Raw genomic sequence first — 20,861 nt, 5'->3', positions numbered from 1 at the left:
GTGATCACCGGGCGCCCCCCCTTCCACGTACCGCCTGAAAGGCCTGGGCCGAAGTCCTACGCCGACAGCAGCTTGCGGACGCGGTCCTGGCCGACCGCCAGGAGCAGGGTGGGCAGGCGCGGGCCGGTGTCGCGGCCGACGAGCAGGTGGTAGAGCAGCGCGAAGAAGGTGCGCTGGGCGACCTTGATCTCGGCGGGGAGTTCCTTGGCGGTCGCATCGGCGGAGAAGCCGGCCTGGACCTTGGGAACGCCGTAGACGAGGTGGGTGAGGCCGTCCAGGGACCAGTTGCGCTCCAGTCCGTCGAGGAGCAGCCGCAGCGACTCGCGGCCCTGGTCGTCCAGGGAGGCGATCAGCTCGACGTCGGGCTCGTCGCGGACGACGGTGCGCTCCTCGGCCGGGACCTGGGTGTTGATCCAGGTCTCCGCCTTGTCGAGCCGGGGCCGGACCTCGTCGAGGGAGGCGAGCGGGTTCTCCGGGTCGAGTTCGCTCAGGATGCGCAGGGTCTGGTCCTCGGCGCCGGCGGTGATGTCGGCGACGGAGGCCAGGGTGCGGTAGGCCATCGGACGGGGGGTGCGGGGCAGTTCCCCGGCGGCGGTGCCGACCGCGCGGCTGTACGCGGCGGCGTCGGCGGGCAGCACGGTGCCGTCGGCGACCTTGCCGGCGAGCTTGTCCCACTCGTCGTAGAGCCGCTGGATCTCCTGGTCGAAGGCGATCTTGAACGACTGGTTGGGGCGGCGGCGGGCGTAGAGCCAGCGCAGGAGCTGGGGCTCCATGATCTGGAGGGCGTCACCGGGGGTGGGGACGCCGCCCTTGCTGCTGGACATCTTGGCCATGCCGCTGATGCCGACGAACGCGTACATCGGGCCGATGGGCTGCTTGCCGCCGAAGAGGCCGACGATCTGGCCGCCGACCTGGAAGCTGGAGCCGGGCGAGGAGTGGTCGACGCCGCTGGGCTCGAAGATCACGCCCTCGTGCGCCCAGCGCATCGGCCAGTCGACCTTCCAGACGAGCTTGCCGCGGTTGAACTCGCTGAGCAGGACCGTCTCGGAGAAGCCGCAGTCCCCGCAGGTGTAGGTCAGCTCGGTGGTGTCGTCGTCGTAGGAGGTGACGGTGGTGAGGTCCTTGCCGCACTGGCCGCAGTAGGGCTTGTACGGGTAGTACCCGGAGGTGGAGCTGCCGTCGTCCTCGGCGGCGGCGCCGGAGCCCTCGGCGGCCTCCAGCTCGGCCTCGTCGACCGGCTTCTGGCCCTGCTGCTTCTTGGCGGGGGCCTTCTTGGTGCGGTACTGCTCCAGAATGGCGTCGATGTCGGCGCGGTGCTTCATCGCGAACAGGATCTGCTCGCGGTAGGCGCCCGCCGTGTACTGCTCGGTCTGGCTGATCCCGTCGTACTCGACGCCGAGGTCGGCGAGCGCCTCGGTCATCGCGGCCTTGAAGTGCTCGGCCCAGTTCGGGTACGCGGAGCCCTCGGGCGCCGGGACGGAGGTCAGCGGCTTGCCGATGTGCTCGGCCCAGGACGCGTCGACGCCCGCGACCCCGGCCGGGACCTTGCGGTAGCGGTCGTAGTCGTCCCAGGAGATCAGGTGGCGCACGGTGTGCCCGCGGCGGCGGATCTCATCGGCGACCAGGTGCGGGGTCATGACCTCGCGGAGGTTGCCGAGGTGGATCGGGCCGGAGGGGGAGAGACCGGACGCGACGACCACAGGTTTGCCCGGGGCCCGACGCTCCGACTCCTCGATGACCTCGTCCGCGAAACGGGAGACCCAGTCGGTGGTCTCGGTGCTCTGAGCCACGATCGGCACGTCCTTCTTTCTCATACGTCTCATACGCCAGTACGGCTGACCGCACCATTCTCCCAGCTCGGGCCGCAACCGCGAAAACGGCTTTTCACCGCGTGGGATACTGGCTTTCCTGTACTGCACGAACCCGGAACCCGACTAGAACGGCAGCCACTCCATGGCCTCGGTCACGTCCCTCACCGCTTCCGTCCACCAGCGCCTCGCGGACGCCCTCTCGGCAGCCCTGCCGGAGGCCGGTTCCGCGGACCCGCTGCTGCGCCGAAGCGACCGGGCCGACTTCCAGGCCAACGGAATCCTCGCCCTCGCGAAGAAGGCGAAGGCCAACCCGCGGGACCTGGCGGAGCGGGTGGTGGCCGAGGTGGCGTCCGGTGACGTGATCAAGGAGATCGAGGTCTCCGGGCCCGGCTTCCTGAACATCACGATCACCGACGGCGCGATCGTGCGGAACCTGGCGGAGCGGTACGCGGACAGCGCGCGCCTCGGTGTGCCGCTCGCGGAGCACCCGGGCACGACGGTGATCGACTACGCCCAGCCGAACGTGGCGAAGGAGATGCACGTCGGCCATCTGCGGTCCGCGGTGATCGGCGACGCGGTGGTGCGGAGCCTGGAGTTCACCGGCGAGTCCGTCGTGCGGCGGCACCACATCGGCGACTGGGGCACCCAGTTCGGCATGCTCATCCAGTACCTGATCGAGCACCCGCACGAGCTGGACCACCAGGGCGGCGAGGTCTCCGGCGAGGAGGCCATGTCGAACCTGAACCGGCTCTACAAGGCCGCGCGGACGGTCTTCGACTCCGACGAGGAGTTCAAGACGCGGGCCCGGCGCCGGGTGGTCGACCTCCAGGCGGGCGAGCCGGAGACGCTGGCCATGTGGCAGAAGTTCGTGGACGAGTCGAAGATCTACTTCTACTCGGTCTTCGACAAGCTCGACATGGAGATCCGGGACGCGGACGTCGTCGGCGAGTCCGGCTACAACGACATGCTGGACGAGACCTGCCGGCTCCTGGAGGAGTCGGGCGTCGCGGTCCGCTCGGACGGCGCGCTGTGCGTGTTCTTCGACGACGTGAAGGGCCCGGACGGCAACCCGGTGCCGCTGATCGTGAAGAAGTCGGACGGCGGCTACGGCTACGCGGCGACCGACCTGTCCGCGATTCGCGACCGGGTGTTCAACCTGAAGGCGTCGACGCTGCTGTACGTGGTGGACGCCCGGCAGTCCCTGCACTTCAAGATGGTCTTCGAGACGGCGCGCCGGGCGGGCTGGCTGAACGACGACGTGAAGGCGCACCAGCTCGCGTTCGGCACGGTGCTGGGCAAGGACGGCAAGCCGTTCAAGACCCGTGAGGGCGAGACGGTGCGGCTGGTGGACCTGCTGGACGAGGCGATCGACCGGGCCACGTCGGTGGTGCGGGAGAAGGCCGGGAAGGTGGGCCTGAGCGAGCCGGAGATCGAGGAGAACGGCCGGTACGTCGGCATCGGTGCCGTGAAGTACGCGGACCTGTCGACCTCGGCCGTGCGGGACTACAAGTTCGACCTGGACCAGATGGTCTCGCTGAACGGCGACACCTCGGTGTACCTCCAGTACGCGTACGCCCGGATCCGGTCGATCTTCGGCAAGGCGGGCGACCGCACCCCGGTGGCCCACCCGGAGCTGGAACTGGCCCCGGCCGAGCGGGAGCTGGGCCTGCACCTGGACCGGTTCGGGGAGACGCTGGAGGAGGTCGCGGCGGAGTACGCGCCGCACAAGCTCGCCGCGTACCTGTACCAACTGGCCTCGCTCTACACGACGTTCTACGACCAGTGCCCGGTCATCAAGCCGGCCCCCGCCCAGGAGGTCGCGGAGAACCGCCTGTTCCTCTGCGACCTGACGGCCCGCACCCTCCACCAGGGCATGTCCCTGCTGGGCATCAGGACGCCTGAGCGGCTCTGATCGCGGTACGTTCCGCGAGTCCGGCACCCCTTCGGCACGCGCGGGGCCCGGCGGCTCCTCCCCCGTACCGGTGGAGCAGCCGCCGGCTTCGCCGACCGCCACCCCGGCCGCGCCGGGCGCGTTATCCTGAGCCGTCGCGTCGCGGAGGTTCCTCCAGGGGGAGGGAACAGGATGGCCCACGTCAACCGGGTGAGACCGGCCACGCCGACTCCACCGGTTGCCCCTGCCACACCAGCCCCGCCAGCGCGCTTCCGTCTCAGGGAGGCCCTGGTCTCCCTCGGCCCCTTCACCGCGGCCCTCGTCGCCTACAAAGGGCTCCTGGACTACGCGTTACCGGAGGACTGGTTCAGCGTCTCCCTCCTCCGGTATCTGTTCGCGGGCCTGTGCGCCCTGTGTATCGGGCTCCTGCTGCGCCTGTTCGGGCCGCGCGTCTCGCCCGGCCCCGGCGCGGCACCCGCCGCCCCGCCGCAGCTCCGGACCCCGTCGGTGTCCGTACGCCGGGTGATCGACGACTCCGCCCGGAGCGTCCTCGCCGAATTCCGTGAGAGGCGGCACCGGGGCGTCGATCTGGCCGGCTGGTCGCAGTATCTGAACGACCATCAGGTGCCGCCCACGGCAGTGGGCTCCTCGTACGGGCTGAGGCTGGTCACGGCCCTCGACATACGTGATCCCCGGATCGACCGGCGCCAGGTCGTCGATTCGCTGCTCGCCCTCCAGAAGCCGGGCGGAGGGTGGGCGGCCAGCACCCAGCGGAACAGGGGGCGCCCCGAGATCACCGCGTGGGTGCTGGCCGCGATGTTCCGCGCCGGTCTGGACGCCGCGACGAAATCGGACCTGGTCCGGCTCCTGGAGAGCATGCTCGACCCGGCGGAGGACCCCCTGGGCATGGACCGCACGACGGTACTGACGGTGGCCGTCTCCACCCTGTCCGAGATCGCCCCGGCCTCACCGAAGCTCGGCTGGCTGGCGAGGCGGCTCCTGGACGGCGCCCACACGGAGGACGCCGACGGCGGGAGCGTCGCCTACTGGTCGGAGAGCCTGCACAGTTCGGGCAGGTCGGCGGCGCACACCGCCCGCGCCGCCATCGCCCTGCACCGCGCGGCCGGTGTGCTGTCCGACGGCGCGATATTCGAGGACAGCGCCCGCGCGGGCATCGGATGGCTGTGCGCGTCCGACCTCGATCTGCGCACGACCGACGAACAGCTCCGCCGGCCGGTGGACGACGGGACCGTGGACGCGTTGATGGTGGGCCACTTCACCCCTGCCTGGGTCGCGCGGGCCCTGATGCTTCCCGGCGCGCGGGGCGGCGAGGAGAAACTGGCCGAGGCCGTGGACGAAACCCTCAAGAGCTACAAGGACGGCACCTGGCGATGGCACGACGACACGAAACCGATCTGGATGACGTACCAGGGGGCGGTGGTGGTCAGGGACTACGCGCTGAGGGTGACGGGATGGACGTGACCCGCGCCGGTGACCCGCTGACCGTCGCGACCTGGAACCTCCACGAGGGCCTGCCCGCAGCGGGGGGAAGGGGGGCCGGCCCGGAACCCGCGACGGACGAGGTGGTCCGCCTGTTGACGGACCGGCGGGTCGACATCGCGGCCTTCCAGGAAGTCGGCTTCGACGCCGGGGGCGGCTCGGAACTCCTCGAAGAGGTGCGACGGCGGACGGAGTTGCGGCACGTCGCCGCCCGTCCGCTGCACGCGTCCTCGTTCTTCCCCGGACGTCTCAGCGGGGTCGCCGTGGCCAGCCGGTACCCGCTGCGGGACCCCGAGGCCGCGATGCTGCCCAATCCCCGACTGCGCACCGAGATCGACGGCGAGGAGATCCACAGCCACGACAAGGGCCTGGTCGGCACGACGGTCTCGCTGTGGGGCCTCGACCTCCGTGTGGTCAGCCTGCACGCGTTCCCGTTCCACCTGTTCCGGCGCGCCCCGGACGAAGCCGAGTTCAAGGAGGTCTGGGATGCCCTCGCCGACGAACTGCGCCGCCGGGGCCAGCACGACCGCCTCCTGGTGTGCGGCGACTTCAACACGGACGACCGCTCACTGATGCTGCGCGCGGACAGCCTGCCCCTGTCCAGCTCCCTCGAAGGCCGCCCCACCTACCGGGACAGGGCCTACGACGACATCCTCCACGGCGCCGCCGTCACCCTGACGGGAGTTGACGCCGTCGAGAACTTCTCCGACCACCGGGTCTGCCTCGCGTCCTTCCGGCCGGCCACCGGAGCCGGGCATCGTCCGTCCCCCTGACGCCGGCCGACCGAGCCGAATGGAAACCGTTCGACGGACAGCGAGGTGCTCATGGGGGTACGGATCACGGCGGCGAGGCGCACGATGGCCGAGACCCTGGGCACCGCGCTGCCCGCGGCGGAACTGGTGGACGCCGCGCGCTCCGTGGTGAGTTCACTGGCCCGGCCGGACTTCCTGCGGGGGCTGATCGCGGAACTGGCCGCGGGAGAGGGCGATACGGCCCACTGTGCGGAGCGCTCCTACCAGCACGTGCTCGGCTTCCGGAAACTCCTGCTGATCGACGCCGGGGCCGAGCACAGGCTGCGGGCCCATCTGTGGCAGGCGGGGAACGACGCCGTCGGCGGGAAGGACGTGCACAACCACCGTTCCGCGCTTGCCTCCCACGTGGTGCGGGGCCGGTTGCGCATGGAGCTGTACGAACGCGCCCCGGGCCCGGAGGCGGACACCGACCTCGTCACGACGGCCTACGAGGAGCGTCTGCCGGAGCGTCACGCCGGCTGGCTCCTCACTCCCCGGGGTACAGCACGGCTTCGCCTCCTGCACACGGCGCACTACGCCGCGGGCTCCTCCTACGCGCTGCCCGCGCACACCCTGCACCGCGCCTCGTGCGACCCCGGGGAGCCGACGGTCACGCTGTTCCTGGAGACGGGCGGCGGACGGCTCGGCCGCACCGACGTGTTCAGCCCGGCCGGCGCCCGCCCGGCCTCGATGGTCAAGTCCCGCATCTCGGCGGAGGACTACCTCGCCGGCCTCGGCGCCCTGGCCGCGCTGCTCTGACTCGTCCCGCCCGCGACACGCGGCCACCGGTTCCGGCGACGCGGCGAACTCACACCACACCGCCTTCCCCGGGTGCCGTTCGGCGACCCCCCAGCGGTCGGCGAACGCGGCGACCAGGAGCAGGCCCCGGCCGCCCTCGTCGGCACGGTCGACGATCCTCGGGGTCCCCGGGCCGCTGTCGTGGACCTCGACGCGCAGGACGGCGCCGGCGTAACGCAGGAAGACCCGGAAGTGCCGGCCGGGCGGTACGGCGTGCAGCAGGGCGTTGGTCGCCAGCTCGCTCACGCACAGCAGGACGTCGTCGGCCCGCTCGGTACCGGCGAGCCCCCACCCGGCGAGCGTCTCGTGGGCGAACCGCCTGGCGGCCGGGATCGACCGCCGGTCCCGTCGGAAGAAGCGTTCGCGCAGGGGCGGGAGATGGATGGTCTCGTTCATGGGACGAGAGTTGCGCACAGTCACTACCGTGGATCACTGCGTGAGGCAGTACGGATTTTCTGTACGGGTTCGTGCGGGGTCGTGTTCGGGCGGGCGTGGGGAGTGGAACCAGCATGAACTCCAGGAATGTTCCGCGGAAGAAGAACCATTCGGCCATGAAGATGCTGGGCATCCAGCTCGCCACCGCCCGCCGCGCCGCCGGACTCACCCAACGGGCGCTCAGCGAACTGCTGATGATCGACGAGGAGACCATCGCCTCCATCGAGCAGGGCAGGCGCCCGCTGAAACCCGACCTGGCCGAGCTGCTGGACCAGATCCTCGACACCAAGGGCCTGTTGGTGGCGGGCGTGCACAACCTCCCGGAGATCGACCAGTTCCCGATGTGGGCCGAGCTGTACATGGAGCACGAGCGGGAGGCCATCACCCTGTCCTGGTACGACGCCATGGTCCTGCCGGGCCTGCTCCAGACGGAGGCGTATGCCCGGGCGGTCCTGCGCAACCGCGTCCCCGCCTACGACGATGACGAGATCGGCACCCGCGCGGCGGCCCGCGTGGAACGCCAGGAGATCCTGCACCGGAAGGAGCCGCCGACCCTCAGCTTCATCATCTGGGAACCGGTACTGCACCTGTCGATCGGCAGCGAGAGCGTACGGAGCGAACAGCTCCGCCAGCTACGCAACTTCGCCGAACTGCCCGGCCTGACACTGCAATTACTGCCTCTGGACAGCCCTCACCATGCTGGGCTGGATGGCCCCTTCACCCTGCTGGAGACCCCCGACCACCAGCACCTCGCCTACACCGAGTCGCAACGTGGCAGCCAGTGGGTTTCCGACCCGGATGAGGTGTCCATCCTGGCGCGCAAATATGCGATGCTGCGGACGCAGGCCTTGACGCATCAGGACTCCCTGGGCCTGCTAGACCGCCTGCTAGGAGAGCAATGAGCACCGAAGCGCTTCAGTGGTTCAAGTCGACCTACAGCGGGAGCGAGGGGGGCGCCTGCCTCGAAGTCGCCTACACCTGGCGGAAGTCCAGCTACAGCGGCAGCGAGGGCGGCCAGTGCGTCGAGGTCGCCGCCTGCCCCCACACCATCCACATCCGCGACTCCAAGAACTCCGAGGCCGGGCCCGTCCTGCACGTGAGTCCCGACGCCTGGACGGCGTTCGCCTCGGCCCAGTAGGAGAGCCATGAGCACCGAAGCGCTTCAGTGGTTCAAGTCGACCTACAGCAGCGACGAGGGAGGCGCCTGCCTCGAAGTCGCCTACACCTGGCGGAAGTCGAGCTACAGCAGCGATGAAGGCGGCCAGTGCGTCGAAGTCGCCGCCTGCCCCCACACCATCCACATCCGCGACTCCAAGAACCCCGAAACCGGACCCGTCCTGCACGTGAGTCCGGACGCCTGGACGGCGTTCGCCTCGGCCCAGTAGGAGAGCGGGCCGCCCGTTGTCAGTGGCGGCCCCTACAGTCGCGGGCATGGCGACTCTTCCCAATCCGCTGCCGCGGCTGGCGGCAGATCCGAGCGGGCGCACGCTCGGGCTTGAACTCCCCGCCGGGAGACTGATCGACGCGACCCACGACGGGCCGTGGCACGAGCCGTTGCTGTGGCACGGCGAAGAGCGGCCCGCCCCGGGGGCCTGGTCCGCCACGGCCCCCGCCCGCGCGCTCGGCCTGCTGCCGGTGCTGCTGGACGTCGGCGGCCCGCATAAGGGGCCGCAGGACTGGGAGTTGATGCCCGGCGAGACGTCGTACGCCGGGGATCACGACGCCGAAGAGGTCCTGGCCGGCTTCTGGGAGCCGCAGGGCCCGGAGTGGCCGGGGCTCGCGGACGCCGCGCCCCCGCAGGCCGACCCGGACGCCCGCGCGGCGGACATCGCCGAAGCCCTCGCGGACACCGGCTCCTGGCTGAAGGAACCCCGACTCGCCCTCGTCCCGGCCCGCCGCAGCGCGGACATCCCGGCGGCGCTCGGCTGGTCGGGCCCGCTGAACCACGAGAACGACGTGGCGCGGCTGTGCGCGGTCCTGCGGTCGTGGGAGGACCGGTTCGGGATACGCGTGGTGGCGCTGGCCTTCGACCAGTTGGTGGTGTCCGTGGCGGCGCCGCCGACGACCCTGGAGGAGGCCGAGGCGGTCGCCGCCGAGCACTTCGCGTTCTGCCCGGACAACATCACCCAGGGCGCGCACACGAAGCTGCGGGCGTATGCCGAGCAGGAGGTGCTGAACAAGCCGGCGTGGTCCTTCTGGTGGGACTGACCGACCGGCACGACGGCCCGCGCCGGTCGTAACTCCCCCCGGCGGCACCGCCCCTGGCCCGCCACCTCCCCGGCGGGGAGTCAGCCCCGTAGACCCGAGGCGAGCCTGCGCAGCCCCTCCGCGATCTCGTCCGGCGTCTGCGTGACGAAGCACAGGCGCAGCGTCGACGTCTCCGGCGTCCCCGCGTAGAAGGGCGCGCCGGGCACGTACGCCACCCCGTGCTCCACCACTCCACGAAGCAGGGCCGTGGTGTCGTACGACGCGGGCAGCCGGGCCCAGAGGAACATGCCGCCCTCGGGCCGGGTCCACGTCGACCCGGCCGGGAGGGCGTCGCCGATCCCGGCGAGCATGGCGTCGCGCCGCTCGCGGTAGACGGCGGCGACCCGGGCCACATGGGCGTCCAGGTCCTGGTCGGCCAAGTACCGTGCGGCGGCGAGCTGGTTGACGGTCGGCGTGTGCAGGTCGGCGGCCTGCTTGGCGACCGCGCAGGCCCGCAGCAGCGCCGCCGGCGCCCGCAGCCAGCCCAGGCGCATGCCGGGTGCCATCACCTTGGAGAAGGAGCCGAGGAGCACGGTCCGGTCCCCGGCGCCGTCGTGGGAGGCGATCCACGGGACGCGCTCGCCCTCGAAGCGCAGCTCGCCGTAGGGGTCGTCCTCGATGATCCACACGCCCCGGGTGGCGGCGACGCGGGCGATGGCGGCGCGCCGCCCGGCCGGCAGGGTGCGGCCGGTCGGGTTCTGGAAGGTGGGCACGGTGTAGAGGAGCTTGGGCCGCTCCCGGGCGACCAGGGCGTCGAGCGCCTCGGGGTCGATGCCGTCCTCGTCGCCCGGCACCGCCAGCACCCGGGCCCCGGCGAAGGCGAACGCCTGAAGTGCCGCCAGATAACAGGGACTTTCGACCAGAACGGTGTCCCCGGGCTCCAGCAGGGCGGTGGCGAGCAGCGACAGCGCCTGCTGCGAACCGGTGGTGACGAGCACGTCGTCCGGCCCGGTCGGCAGACCGCGCGCGCCGGTCCGCCCGGCGAGCGCCGCCCGCAGCACCGGTTCGCCCTCGGTCGTGGAGTACTGGAGGGCCCGCGCGGGCTGCTCGGCGAGCACGTCACGGTAGGCGGCGGCGATCCCGGCGGCGTCGAAGAGTTCCGGAGCGGGCAGCCCGCCCGCGAAGTTGATCACCTCGGGGCGTGCGGTGACCGCGAGGATGTCCCGTACCGGCGAGCCGCCGATCGCGGTGGCCCGGGCTGCGAGCGGGGGCAGGGCGGCGGTCGCGGCGGCGGGCTCGGTGACGGTCACGATGACGGCTCCTTCGTCCTGGCGGAGGCCTTACGGGGGCAGGCGGCCCTCCCCCGGCCTGCGGGCAGGCGGCCCCTTCGCCCCGGGACCACCCGTGCCCGCACCCTAGGCGGACGCGTGCCGCCTACACCCGTCAATTCCGCGATCCGGACAGGGCCGGGGGAAAGGACCGGGCGGGACCTCAACCCCAGGCCGACCCCCGGCCCCAGGCCGACCCCCGACCTCGCCCCGATCCCCGGCCCCAGGCCGACCCCCGACCTCGCGCCGACCGCCGGCCCCAGGCCGCCCCCGGCCTCGCGCCGACCGCCGGCCCCAGGCCGCCTCCGGCCTCGCGCCGACCCCCGGCGCCGGTCGGTCACAGCCGTCCGCTACGGCTTGACGCCCGTCGCCACGTACACGTTGATGTCCGCGTCCGTCACATCGTTGATGTCCCGGTAGCGGACCATCTCGATGTCGTCCAGCGTGGCCAGCAGGTCGGCGTCGGCCTTCTCGGGGGCCGGGGCGCCGCCGTCGGGCCGCCAGTGGTGGGCCGGGACGACACCCGGCTCGTCCAGCACCAGCCCGTTGTCGGTGAAGAAGCGCTCGACCTCCGCGCGGGACCGCAGCACGAAGGTGAACCCGCGCTCGGTGTAGGTGCGTTGGACCGCGCGGATGGCCTCGGGGTTCAGGTCCTCGGTGAGGTGGCTGAGGATGATCCGGCTCCCGGACGGCAGCGCGGCGAGGAGGTCCCGCACGATCGGGTAGGCCTCCTCGTCCTCGACGAAGTGCAGGATCGCGACCAGCACCAGGACGACCGGCTCCTCGAAGTCCAGGGTCTTGGCGGCCTGTTCGAGGATCTGCGCGGGCTGCTTGAGGTCCGCGTCGATGTAATCCGTACGCCCCTCGGGCCCGCTGGTGAGCAGGGCGCGCGCGTGGGCGAGGACCACCGGGTCGTTGTCGACGTACACGACCCGCGCGTCCGGGGTGATCCGCTGCGCGATCTGGTGGACGTTCTCCTGCGTCGGCAGCCCGGTGCCGATGTCGAGGAACTGCCGGACCCCGCTCTCCGTCGTCAGCGCGGTCACGGCACGGCGCAGGAAGTCGCGGTTGTGCCGGACGTCGAGGTAGCCGCGCGGGTTCGCGGCGAGGGCGGCGGCGGCCGCGTCACGGTCGACCGGGTAGTTGTCCTTGCCGCCGAGGAAGACGTCGTACACCCGCGCCGGGTGCGCCTTGGTGGTGTCGATCCTCCTTCTCAGCTCCGCGGGGTCCTGGCTGAGGGCATCACCGGACATGGAACATCTCCCTGGAGAGTCGCGTCATACAACAGGCAACAACCTAGCCCCTGAACGGAGTTGAGGACGCCACTCAGCCAGGAGAAACGGCCTTCCGCCACTCGCTGCCGCCCAGCGGATAGCCGTACCCCGGCCGCCCCGCGCCACCGCTGGTCCTGAACGGCCTGCCGTGGTCGTCCACCCGCACGGTGCCGCTCCTCGTCCCGCTGGACCAGTCGAGTTCCAGGTACCAGCTCACGTCGTGCGCCCGCGCGTCGGCGAACACGTAGAACACCTCCGGGTCGGACTCGCTGACCTTGTACGGGAAGTCCCGCTGCCCGCCCCTGAGTCCGGCCACCGGCTGCCCGGCGTCGAGGTCCACGGTGAACGACCTCGTCACCACCCCGCCCCCGCAGCCGACCCCCATCGCGAAGTCGTTCCAGGCGAGCGGCGCGCCCCTGTCCACCACCCGCACATGCAGGCCCTCCAGGACGACGGTGGCCTTCCCGGTGCCCTGCACGGTCAGCGCGATCATCTGCTCCCCGCTCGCGACGCCGCCGAGGGCGGTGACCCAGCCTCGCGCGTACGACTCGCTCGGCGGCGGGGGCACCTCCCGCGCGGGCCGGTCGATCAGGTAGTGCTGGCTGCACGGGTCGTCCCACTTGTACGGGTCCACGACGACCGCCGGTGCGCCGGCTCCGTCCGTGTTCTTCCCGGACGAGGCGCCGTCGCCCGCGCCGTCCCCGCCGACCGCCCCGCCGGCTGCCCCGCCGGCCGCCGTCCCGGCCGCCGTGCCGGCCGCGGTGCCGGAGGGCTCGGGGCCGGGGCGGCGGGAGGCGGACGGTGACGGGGGTCCGGGGCGCACGCGAGGCGGGCCACCGGTGGCCGCCGGGCTCGCGGCGGACGGATCACCGGCGGCCACGGCGCCCGCCCCGGAGCCGCCGCCCGTACCCGGCCCGGGGTGCACGGCGAGCGCGGTGGACACCACCGCGGCCACGACGACGACCCCGACGGCGGCGAGCAGCGCGACCCGCCGCCCCCGCGACCGCCCGGAAACCACGGAGCCCACGGGACCCACGGGAACCACCGGCACGGCAGCGGCGCCCCCACCGCCGGCGCCCGGAACCTCCGCACCCCGGTCCGCCGTGCCGTCGGCACCCCCCGCCGTACCGCCCGCACCCTCCGCCGGCCCTATCGCCGGACCGTCCACACCCTCCGCCGTATCGCCCGCCGTGTCAGCCGATTCCCCCGCCTCCCCGGCACCCGCGCCCGCCCCGGAACCCGCCTGCCCAGCCGCTTTCCTCCCCCGCAGCGCGTCCGCCAGGACCCACCGCCGGTGCAGCTCGACCAGTTCGTCCGGAGTGGCCCGGCAGGCCCGCGCGAGCCGTTCGACGGGCGCGTAGTCCGCCGGTACGGCGTCGCCGTTGACGTACCGGTGGAGGGTGGACGTACTGACATGGAGCCGCTTGGCTAGCGCCCCGTAGCTGAGTCCGGACCGCTCCTTCAACTCCCGGAGCAGTGCCGCGAACTCGTCCGCCGCCATCGTTCCTCCCCTCCCCGTGTCCCGGACCGCGTTCCAGGGAGCTTCCGTTCCCCCAGGTCAGAGCCTGTTCCGGCGTTCCAGCGTCCCGTATCGCGCGCCGGGTGTGGCGGCCGGGACGGATCACCGCGCAAGCTCCTGCCATCCAAGCACGCCGCTCCCGGCCACCGGCCGGGCGGCCGTTCCGGCAGCGACTTCCCAGGGGGATCACCCATGTCCGCACGTACCACCCGCGCCCGTCTGCTCGCCGCGTCCACGCTCGCGCTGGCCGCGTTCGCCCTCACGGCCTGCGGCAGCGGGGAAGGAGTCCGCGACGAGGGCTCGTCCGCCGCGACCCGCTCCTCGGCGCGGCCTGGCGGCCACGACCAGCCCCGGACGACCGCCGGCGTCACGCCCGACGAAGACCCGTCCGCGGCGAGCACGCCCGGCGAGAACGCGTCCGCCGCGAGCACGCCCGGCGACGACACGTCCGCCGCGAGCACGACGGCCAGGCCCGCGAGCACGCGGACCCGGCACGTGGCCTGCGACGCCGGCAACACCCGGATGAAGGCCACGGTCGTCTCCCGTCCGCTCAACCACCTGCTGCTCACCGTCACCAACAAGGGCGGCAGGACCTGCGACCTGACGGGCTACCCGTTCGTCCGCTTCAGCGAGGCGCAGTCCGTCCCGCCGGTCGCGGAGGAGACCCACCCGCAGGCGGTCGTCACCCTCGCCCCCGGCGAGTCCGGCTACGCGGGCGTGCTGCTGTCGGCGGCCGACGGCAGCGGCGTCCACGGCTACACGGCCAAGACGCTGGAGGTGTACTTCGGCACGACGGGCAGGAGCGCCCGCCCCGCGCTCCCCGCGAAGGGCGTGTACATCGACGAGAAGCTGACGGTGACGTACTGGCAGCAGGACATGGACACCGCGCTCTCGTACTGACCGCGAGGCTGCCTGACCGCGAGGCGACCGCGGCCCCGCGGACTAGCGCGGGAGGTTTTGGGCCACCTCGGTCGCCCAATAGGTGAGGATGTTCCGCGCGCCGGCCCGCTTGATGCCGGTGAGGCTCTCCAGGATCGCCTTGTCCCGGTCGATCCAGCCCTTCTCCGCGGCGGCCTCGATCATCGAGTACTCGCCGGAGATCTGGTACGCGACGACCGGCACGTCCACCGCGTCGGCGACCCGGGCGAGGATGTCGAGGTAGGGCCCGGCGGGCTTGACCATCACCATGTCGGCGCCCTCCTCCAGGTCGAGCGCCAGCTCCCGCAGGGACTCCCGCGCGTTCGCCGGGTCCTGCTGGTACGTCTTGCGGTCGCCCCGCAGCGAGGAGCCGACGGCCTCCCGGAAGGGGCCGTAGAAGGCGGAGGAGTACTTGACCGCGTAGGCGAGGATGGCGACGTCCTCGCGGCCGATCTGGTCGAGGGCGTCCCGGACGACACCGACCTGGCCGTCCATCATCCCGCTGGGTCCGACGATGTGGGCGCCCGCGTCGGCCTGCACCTGGGCCATCTCCGCGTACCGCTCCAGGGTCGCGTCGTTGTCGACCCGGCCCTGCTCGTCCAGCACACCGCAGTGTCCGTGGTCGGTCGTCTCGTCGAGGCACAGGTCGGACATCACCAGCAGCTCGTCGCCGACCTCGGCGCGCACGTCCCGCAGGGCGACCTGGAGGATGCCGTCCGGATCGGTGCCGGGCGTCCCGACGGCGTCCTTCTTGGCGTCCTCGGGAACGCCGAACAGCATGATCCCGGAGATGCCGGCCTCCACCGCCTCCACGGCGGCCTTCCGCAGGCTGTCCCGGGTGTGCTGCACGACCCCGGGCATCGCGGCGATCGGCACCGGCTCGCTCACACCCTCGCGCACGAAGGCGGGGAGGATGAGATCGGCGGGGTGCAGCCGGGTCTCGGCGACCATCCGGCGCATGGCGGGCGAGGTACGCATCCGCCGAGGACGCGCACCGGGAAACGATCCGTACTTCGACATGCCACCTACGCTACGCCCGCCCCCAGGCCCCCCATACCGACGCCCTGTCGGAGGCATCAGCCCAAAACTCAGCCCCTCCGGCGTTTGAGGAGCGGGGTCTGGGGCGGAGCCCCAGGTACGGGAAGGGAAGGGGCGGAGGGGGCGAAAGGGAAGGGGCGGAGGGGGCGAAAACCGCCCTGCCTCCGCCCCCCGCTGGCCTCAGGTGGTCCGCCGCCGCCGGGACCCGGGCCGCCGCTCACTGGGCCGGGTGACGGGATCCCCGGCGTCCAGCGCCGCGGCCCGCCGTCGAACCCCGAAGTCCGCCAACGCCTCCGCCAGCTTCAGCACAGACGGCTCCGGAGCCATCACGTCCACCCGCAGCCCGTGCTCCTCCGCCGTCTTGGCGGTGGCGGGCCCGATACAGGCGATCACGGTCACGTTGTGCGGCTTCCCCGCGATCCCGACGAGGTTGCGCACGGTGGACGACGAGGTGAACAGCACCGCGTCGAACCCACCGCCCTTGATCGCCTCCCGGGTGTCCGCCGGCGGCGGCGACGCCCGCACGGTGCGGTACGCCGTGACGTCGTCGACCTCCCAGCCCAGCTCGATCAGCCCGGCCACCAGCGTCTCGGTGGCGATGTCGGCCCGCGGCAGGAACACCCGGTCGATCGGGTCGAAGACGGGGTCGTAGGGCGGCCAGTCCTCCAGGAGACCGGCGGCCGACTGCTCGCCGCTCGGCACCAGATCCGGCTTCACGCCGAAGGCGACCAGCGCCTGCGCGGTCTGCTCGCCGACCGCGGCGACCTTGATGCCCGCGAAGGCCCGCGCGTCGAGCCCGTACTCCTCGAACTTCTCGCGCACGGCCTTGACCGCGTTCACCGAGGTGAAGGCGATCCACTCGTAGCGGCCGGTGACCAGGCCCTTGACCGCGCGCTCCATCTGCTGGGGGGTGCGCGGCGGCTCGACGGCGATCGTCGGCACCTCGTGCGGCACGGCCCCGTACGAGCGCAGTTGGTCGGAGAGCGACGCCGCCTGCTCCTTCGTCCGCGGTACGAGGACCTTCCAGCCGAACAGCGGCTTGGACTCGAACCAGGACAACTGGTCGCGCTGGGCGGCGGAGGAACGCTCACCGACCACGGCTATCACCGGCCGGCCGCCGTCCGGGGACGGCAGCACCTTCGCCTGCTTCAGCGTCTGCGCGATCGTGCCGAGGGTGGCGGACCAGGTGCGCTGCCGGGTCGTCGTACCGGCGATGGTCACCGCCATCGGGGTGTCGGGCTTGCGGCCGGAGGAGACCAGCTCGGCCGCCGCGGCGGCCACCGAGTCGAGCGTCGCGGAGACCACGACGGTGCCGTCGGAGGCGCCGACCTCGGTCCAGCAGCGGTCGGAGGCGGTCCGCGCGTCGACGAACCGGACGTCGGCGCCCTGCGCGTCCCGCAGCGGGACACCCGCGTAGGCGGGCACCCCGACGGCGGCGGCGACGCCGGGCACGACCTCGAACGGAACACCGGCGGCGGCGCAGGCGAGCATTTCCTCGGCCGCGTACGTATCAAGTCCCGGGTCCCCGGACACCGCGCGCACGACCCGCTTGCCGCCCCGTGCGGCCGTCATGACAAGATTGGCGGCATCCCTCGACGCGGGGTCACCAACGGTAGTTGACGTGCCGTCAACCACCTTGAGCTGAGGCGTGCCCGTGCTCTGGTACGGGTCCGGCGACGTGTCCGGATCCGTGTTCAGCACGGCGACGCCTGGTCTGGCGTGCACGCGGACCACGTCGAGCACGTCGTGCTCGGCGACGAGGACGTCCGCGTTCGCCAGCGCCTCGACGGCGCGCAGTGTCAGCAGCCCTGGATCTCCGGGTCCGGCACCCAGGAAGGTGACGTGCCCGTGGTCCGGACCGGCGGGAAAGGCGGTGGGGCTCAAAGTGCTCGCTCCCCCATCAGACCGGCCGCGCCCTTGGCAAGCATCTCGGCGGCGAGTTCACGGCCGAGCGCCATTGCTTGGTCATGTGTCTCGGGCACGGGACCGGTGGTGGACAGATGCACCAGCGTCGAGCCGTCGGTCGTGCCGACGACGCCGCGCAGGCGCATCTCCTTGACAGTCTGCCCGTCGGCCAGGAGGTCGGCGAAAGCGCCCACGGGAGCGCTGCAGCCGGCTTCCAGGGCGGCAAGCAGAGACCGCTCGGCGGTCACGGCGACCCGGGTGAAGGGGTCGTCGAGTTCGCCGAGCGCGGCGACCAGGTCCGCGTTGTCCGCGGCACACTCGATCGCCAGGGCCCCCTGGCCGGGGGCCGGCAGCACGGTGTCGACCGACAGGAAGTCGGTGACCTCGTCGCTGCGGCCGATCCGGCTGAGGCCGGCGGCGGCGAGCACGACGGCGTCGAGCTCGCCGCTGCGGACGTATCCGACGCGGGTGTCGATGTTCCCGCGGATGGCGACCGTCTCGATCGTCAGGCCGTGGCCGCGCGCGTACGCGTTCAACTGGGCCATGCGACGCGGCGAGCCGGTGCCGACGCGGGCGCCGTCCGGCAGCTCGGCGAAGGTCAGCCCGTCGCGGGCGACGAGCACGTCCCGTACGTCCTCGCGGACCGGCACGGCGGCCAGCGCGAGGCCGTCGGGCTGCGCGGTCGGCAGATCCTTGAGGGAGTGCACGGCGAAGTCGACCTCCCCGCGCGCCAGTGCCTCCCGCAGGGCGGTCACGAAGACGCCCGTGCCGCCGATCTGCGCCAGGTGCTCGCGGGACACGTCTCCGTACGTCGTGATCTCAACGAGCTCGACGGGCCGTCCCGTCACCCGGCTCACGGCGTCCGCCACCTGCCCGGACTGGGCCATGGCGAGTTTGCTGCGCCTGGTCCCGAGCCTCAAAGCCTGCTCACTCATGCTCGCCCTCGGTTCTTGGCGTTCTCGGTGTTGTTCTCGGCCCGCGAGACGGCGGCGACCGTCTCCGGGTCCAGGTCGAACAGGGTCCGCAGCGCGTCCGCGTACCCGGCGCCGCCGGGCTCGGCGGCCAGTTGCTTGACCCGTACGGTCGGAGCGTGCAGCAGCTTGTCGACGACCCGGCGCACGGTCTGACCGATCTCGCCGCGCTGCTTGTCGTCGAGGTCGGGCAGCCGTCCGTCCAGCCGCGCGATCTCGTTCGCGACGACGTCGGCTGCCATGGCGCGCAGCGCCACGACGGTGGGGGTGATGTGCGCGGCCCGCTGGGCGGCGCCGAACGCGGCGACCTCGTCGGAGACGATCCGGCGGACCTGGTCGACGTCGGCGGCCATCGGCGCGTCCGCGGAGGCCTCGGCCAGCGACTCGATGTCGACGAGCCGCACACCGAGCAGCCGGTGCACGGCGGCGTCGATGTCGCGGGGCATCGCGAGGTCGAGCAGCGCGAGCGCCGGCGCGGGGCGCGGCACCCGGGCGAGCGGCTCGGGCCCGCGGCGCTCGGGAATCCGGCCGACGGTCGCGGCGGTGGCGGCCAGCGCGGTGATGAGGTCGGCGTCGGCGTCGGGCGTACCGCTCTGGTCGCGGCGCTCCTCGGTGCCGGTGCCCTTGTCGACCCAGGCCGCGTGCTGCTCCAGGGTGGCCGCGTCCAGGCCGGCGACGGCGGCCTCGCCGAGGACGGAGAAGCCGGTGGCGCCCTGCACGGCGGACAGGTCCAGGGGACAGCCGTCGTCGGTGCCGATGCTGGTGGGGGCGAGCTGCCCGTCGGGTCCCGCGGGCGTCTCGTCGCGTACGGCGACGGGGGTGCCCGTGCGTCCCTCGACTGCGGCGGCGACGGAGTCCGCCGTCAGGACGAGCCCGGTCGCGCCGGTGCAGGAGACGGCGATGTCGGCACGTGTCAGCTCGGCCGGCACCGCGTCCATCGGTACCGCGCGGGCCAGCACGTCCGTGTCGTCGCCGGCGGAGAGGATCTCGGCGAGGCGCTCGGCGCGGTCGTGGGTGCGGTTGGCGATCACGATCTCGCCGACTCCGGCGCGCGCGAGCGTGGCCGCGGCCAGCGAGGACATCGAGCCGGCGCCGATCACGAGGGCCTTCTTGCCCTTGGCCCAGGCCTCGACGGCCCGTCCGGCGGAGAGCTGCTCCAGGCCGAAGGTGACCAGGGACTGGCCGGCCCGGTCGATGCCGGTCTCGGAGTGGGCGCGCTTGCCGACCCGCAGGGCCTGCTGGAACAGGTCGTTCAGGAGCCGGCCCGCGGTGTGCAGTTCCTGCGCGGTGGCGAGGGCGTCCTTGATCTGGCCGAGAATCTGCCCCTCGCCGACGACCATCGAGTCCAGTCCGCAGGCCACCGAGAAGAGGTGGTGGACGGCCCGGTCCTCGTAGTGCACGTACAGGTGGGGGGTCAGCTCTTCCAGCCCGACGCCGCTGTGCTGGGCGAGCAGGGTGGACAGCTCGGCGACGCCCGCGTGGAACTTGTCCACGTCGGCGTACAGCTCGATGCGGTTGCAGGTGGCGAGGACCGCGCCCTCGGTGGCCGGCTCTGCGGCGAGGGTGTCCTGGAGCAGCTTGACCTGAGCGTCCGCGGACAGCGCGGCCCGCTCCAGGACGCTGACCGGGGCGCTGCGGTGGCTCAGCCCGACGACGAGGAGACTCATGCCGGCATCACCGCGGGAACGTCACCGTCGGGACCCTTGCCGTTGTTCTCCTGCGCGGCCCGCTCGACGGCACCGGCCTGCGCCTCGGCCTCCTCGCCGGCCTTGCGCTGCTCGTGGAACGCGAGGATCTGCAGTTCGATGGAGAGATCGACCTTGCGGACGTCGACGCCGTCCGGGACGGACAGCACGGTCGGCGCGAAGTTCAGGATGGAGGTGACTCCGGCGGCCACCAGGCGGTCGCAGACCTGCTGGGCGGCTCCGGCCGGGGTGGCGATGACACCGATCGAGACACCGTTCTCGTCGATGATCTTCTCCAGCTCGTCCGTGTGCTGGACGGGGATGCCGGCGACGGGCTTCCCGGCCATCGCCGGGTCGGCGTCTATCAGTGCCGCGACCCGGAATCCACGGGAGGCGAACCCTCCGTAATTGGCCAGTGCCGCACCGAGGTTGCCGATCCCGACGATCACAACCGGCCAGTCCTGGGTGAGGCCGAGTTCGCGGGAGATCTGGTAGACGAGATACTCGACGTCGTAGCCCACGCCGCGCGTCCCGTAGGAGCCGAGGTAGGAGAAATCCTTGCGCAGCTTCGCGGAGTTGACCCCCGCCGCGGCCGCAAGCTCCTCCGAGGAGACCGTGGGTACCGAGCGTTCCGACAGTGCGGTGAGGGCTCGGAGGTACAGCGGAAGCCGGGCGACGGTGGCCTCGGGAATCCCTCGGCTGCGGGTCGCCGGTCGGTGAGTTCGGCCAGTTGCCACGGTGCTCCTGCGGGTAGAGCGGGGCTGCAGGCGGTCACACGTCCCTGGACCGCCCCGTCGAATGCAGGCTATG

At 72.3% G+C, this 20,861-nt stretch carries 18 protein-coding genes and 1 pseudogene; 9 read left to right on the top strand and 10 right to left on the bottom strand.

All coding sequences use genetic code 11. The features are described 5' to 3' along the window. Nucleotides 1–56: 56 nt before the first annotated feature. Complete coding sequence (gene lysS, locus AB0912_RS27370; protein WP_366704338.1) at nucleotides 57–1,799, bottom strand: lysine--tRNA ligase; 1,743 nt, start codon at nucleotides 1,797–1,799, stop codon at nucleotides 57–59. A gap of 154 nt (nucleotides 1,800–1,953) precedes the next feature. Here lysS and argS point away from each other — a divergent pair, with 154 nt between their 5' ends. From argS to AB0912_RS27350, 4 genes are all read left to right on the top strand, one after another. Further along, nucleotides 1,954–3,723, top strand: a complete 1,770-nt coding sequence (gene argS, locus AB0912_RS27365; protein ID WP_366704304.1) for an arginine--tRNA ligase — start codon at nucleotides 1,954–1,956, stop codon at nucleotides 3,721–3,723. A gap of 171 nt (nucleotides 3,724–3,894) precedes the next feature. Beyond that, the gene (locus tag AB0912_RS27360; RefSeq protein ID WP_366704302.1) at nucleotides 3,895–5,184 is read left to right on the top strand and encodes a hypothetical protein; all 1,290 of its coding nucleotides are present in this window, start codon (nucleotides 3,895–3,897) and stop codon (nucleotides 5,182–5,184) included. After that, on the top strand, nucleotides 5,175–5,975 hold the full coding sequence (locus AB0912_RS27355) for an endonuclease/exonuclease/phosphatase family protein (RefSeq protein ID WP_366704300.1): 801 nt from the start codon (nucleotides 5,175–5,177) through the stop codon (nucleotides 5,973–5,975). Before AB0912_RS27360 ends, AB0912_RS27355 begins: the two co-directional genes overlap by 10 nt. Before the next feature lie 84 nt (nucleotides 5,976–6,059). Next, nucleotides 6,060–6,752 (top strand): hypothetical protein, encoded by a 693-nt coding sequence (locus AB0912_RS27350; protein WP_366704298.1) that lies wholly within the window; start codon nucleotides 6,060–6,062, stop codon nucleotides 6,750–6,752. A 45-nt stretch (nucleotides 6,753–6,797) separates the two neighbouring features. Here the strand turns inward: AB0912_RS27350 and AB0912_RS27345 are convergent. Next, nucleotides 6,798–7,187 (bottom strand): annotated as a pseudogene (locus AB0912_RS27345) (ATP-binding protein); the annotation flags it as partial. Nucleotides 7,188–7,300: 113 nt separating this feature from the next. Between AB0912_RS27345 and AB0912_RS27340 the strand changes: the two are divergent. From AB0912_RS27340 to AB0912_RS27325, 4 genes are read left to right on the top strand one after another with little or no spacing between them, the layout of a single operon-like run. Beyond that, the gene (locus AB0912_RS27340; protein WP_366704296.1) at nucleotides 7,301–8,128 is read left to right on the top strand and encodes a helix-turn-helix transcriptional regulator; all 828 of its coding nucleotides are present in this window, start codon (nucleotides 7,301–7,303) and stop codon (nucleotides 8,126–8,128) included. Then, nucleotides 8,125–8,364 carry a DUF397 domain-containing protein gene (locus AB0912_RS27335; protein WP_366704294.1) on the top strand — a complete coding sequence of 80 codons (240 nt, stop codon included), beginning with the start codon at nucleotides 8,125–8,127 and terminating at the stop codon, nucleotides 8,362–8,364. Before AB0912_RS27340 ends, AB0912_RS27335 begins: the two co-directional genes overlap by 4 nt. Before the next feature lie 7 nt (nucleotides 8,365–8,371). Next, a complete protein-coding gene (locus AB0912_RS27330; protein ID WP_366704292.1) occupies nucleotides 8,372–8,611 on the top strand; it encodes a DUF397 domain-containing protein in 240 nt (79 codons plus the stop codon). A gap of 46 nt (nucleotides 8,612–8,657) precedes the next feature. Next, nucleotides 8,658–9,434 carry a DUF4253 domain-containing protein gene (locus tag AB0912_RS27325; protein WP_366704290.1) on the top strand — a complete coding sequence of 259 codons (777 nt, stop codon included), beginning with the start codon at nucleotides 8,658–8,660 and terminating at the stop codon, nucleotides 9,432–9,434. A gap of 80 nt (nucleotides 9,435–9,514) precedes the next feature. Here AB0912_RS27325 and AB0912_RS27320 read toward each other — a convergent pair whose 3' ends face one another. The 3 genes from AB0912_RS27320 to AB0912_RS27310 all read right to left on the bottom strand — a co-directional run bounded on the left by AB0912_RS27320 (nucleotide 9,515) and on the right by AB0912_RS27310 (nucleotide 13,516). Next, nucleotides 9,515–10,723: a PLP-dependent aminotransferase family protein gene (locus tag AB0912_RS27320; RefSeq protein ID WP_366704288.1), complete on the bottom strand. Its 1,209-nt coding sequence runs from the start codon at nucleotides 10,721–10,723 to the stop codon at nucleotides 9,515–9,517. Between the two features lie 368 nt (nucleotides 10,724–11,091). Continuing rightward, on the bottom strand, nucleotides 11,092–11,994 hold the full coding sequence (locus tag AB0912_RS27315) for an SAM-dependent methyltransferase (RefSeq protein WP_366704286.1): 903 nt from the start codon (nucleotides 11,992–11,994) through the stop codon (nucleotides 11,092–11,094). Between the two features lie 73 nt (nucleotides 11,995–12,067). Next, a complete protein-coding gene (locus AB0912_RS27310) occupies nucleotides 12,068–13,516 on the bottom strand; it encodes a helix-turn-helix transcriptional regulator (RefSeq protein WP_366704284.1) in 1,449 nt (482 codons plus the stop codon). Nucleotides 13,517–13,726: 210 nt separating this feature from the next. Here AB0912_RS27310 and AB0912_RS27305 point away from each other — a divergent pair, with 210 nt between their 5' ends. Then, a complete protein-coding gene (locus AB0912_RS27305; protein ID WP_366704282.1) occupies nucleotides 13,727–14,434 on the top strand; it encodes a DUF4232 domain-containing protein in 708 nt (235 codons plus the stop codon). A gap of 42 nt (nucleotides 14,435–14,476) precedes the next feature. Here the strand turns inward: AB0912_RS27305 and hemB are convergent, their stop codons facing one another. The 5 genes from hemB to AB0912_RS27280 form a co-directional block, all read right to left on the bottom strand. Continuing rightward, nucleotides 14,477–15,472 carry a porphobilinogen synthase gene (hemB, locus tag AB0912_RS27300; protein WP_366704280.1) on the bottom strand — a complete coding sequence of 332 codons (996 nt, stop codon included), beginning with the start codon at nucleotides 15,470–15,472 and terminating at the stop codon, nucleotides 14,477–14,479. Nucleotides 15,473–15,670: 198 nt separating this feature from the next. Continuing rightward, entirely contained in the window at nucleotides 15,671–17,374 is a 1,704-nt protein-coding gene (locus AB0912_RS27295) for a bifunctional uroporphyrinogen-III C-methyltransferase/uroporphyrinogen-III synthase (protein WP_366704278.1), read from the bottom strand. Beyond that, the gene (gene hemC, locus AB0912_RS27290) at nucleotides 17,371–18,330 is read right to left on the bottom strand and encodes a hydroxymethylbilane synthase (RefSeq protein ID WP_366704276.1); all 960 of its coding nucleotides are present in this window, start codon (nucleotides 18,328–18,330) and stop codon (nucleotides 17,371–17,373) included. Before hemC ends, AB0912_RS27295 begins: the two co-directional genes overlap by 4 nt. After that, nucleotides 18,327–20,033 (bottom strand): glutamyl-tRNA reductase, encoded by a 1,707-nt coding sequence (locus AB0912_RS27285; RefSeq protein ID WP_366704274.1) that lies wholly within the window; start codon nucleotides 20,031–20,033, stop codon nucleotides 18,327–18,329. Before AB0912_RS27285 ends, hemC begins: the two co-directional genes overlap by 4 nt. Further along, nucleotides 20,030–20,788, bottom strand: coding sequence for a redox-sensing transcriptional repressor Rex (locus AB0912_RS27280; protein WP_366704272.1), 759 nt, complete (start codon nucleotides 20,786–20,788; stop codon nucleotides 20,030–20,032). The genes AB0912_RS27285 and AB0912_RS27280 overlap by 4 nt, the downstream gene beginning before the upstream one ends. Nucleotides 20,789–20,861: the final 73 nt, after the last annotated feature.

It is taken from the genome of Streptomyces sp. NPDC007084, assembly GCF_040703595.1.
Taxonomy (GTDB): domain Bacteria; phylum Actinomycetota; class Actinomycetes; order Streptomycetales; family Streptomycetaceae; genus Streptomyces.
This window is presented reverse-complemented; position numbering and strand designations above follow the sequence as displayed.